The organism is Azotobacter armeniacus (genome assembly GCF_054779355.1).
The window spans coordinates 1-521 of sequence record NZ_BAAGYK010000130.1; the positions used below are offsets into that span (position 1 = coordinate 1).

1 protein-coding gene is annotated in these 521 nt (G+C 70.1%); it reads left to right on the plus strand.

Features of this window, described 5'->3' with window-relative positions; all coding sequences use genetic code 11:
* Window positions 1–521, plus strand: a 521-nt coding sequence (locus ACYVD0_RS17435) for a zinc-binding dehydrogenase (RefSeq protein WP_460427982.1), incomplete at both ends; no start/stop codon positions are given.

Below are 521 nucleotides of genomic sequence, written 5' to 3' on the forward strand. Positions count from 1 at the left end.
CGGGACTTTGCCGGCGTCGTGGTGCAAGGTCCGCAGAATCTGCTGGGCAAAGCGGTGTGGGGGACGGGCAAGGAGCTGGGCTTCTATAACGACGGCACCCATGCCGCCTACGTGAAGCTGCCCGCCGACGGCGTGGCGCTGAAGCCGGAGACCCTGAGTTTCAGCCAGGCCGCCAGCCTCGGCGTGCCCTATACCACCGCCTGGGATGCCCTGGAGCGTAGCGGGGTGGGCCGTGGCACGCGGCTGCTGGTGATCGGCGCCGGCGCGGTGGGCCGTGCGGCCCTGGCACTGGCCAGGGTGCGTGGTGCGCACGTGCTGGGTGCGGCGCGCCGTGAGGAACAGCGGCTGGCTCTGCAGGCCAAGGGGTTTGAAGCGCTGCCGCTGACCACTCCGGAAGCGCTGCCCAGCCAGGTCGAACAGGTGTTCGAGGGCGGTGCGCAGGTGATCTTCGATACCACCGGCTTTTGGCTCGCCGCCGCGGTTCCGGCGCTGGCCACCTTCGGACGCGTCGCGATTATCGC